General features: G+C 57.9%; 1 pseudogene. It reads right to left on the reverse strand.

Going from position 1 to position 221, the window contains the following annotated elements:
* A pseudogene (locus B7449_RS18590) lies at window positions 1–221 on the reverse strand (AraC family transcriptional regulator); the annotation flags it as partial.

Consider the following 221-nt stretch of genomic DNA (forward strand, 5'->3'; position numbering starts at 1 on the left):
CTTTCCAGAAGTCCATTCACAAATAGCGAACTGGCCGAATGAGGCGTCTGGATCTCGGCCGTAAGGCCTGTCAGCACGCCAGAGATGAATGCGTCCTGACCACCGGAAATGTCGCGCATGGAGAGCCGGGACGAATTAAGCCCCAACGATCGGGCGGCCCGGTTCACCAGAGTAAGCCCCAGATAAAGATGCAGGACTTCAAACGGACGGTCCGGATCGGC

The organism is Komagataeibacter intermedius TF2, from assembly GCF_000964425.1.
In the GTDB taxonomy this organism is placed as follows: Bacteria; Pseudomonadota; Alphaproteobacteria; order Acetobacterales; family Acetobacteraceae; genus Komagataeibacter; species Komagataeibacter intermedius.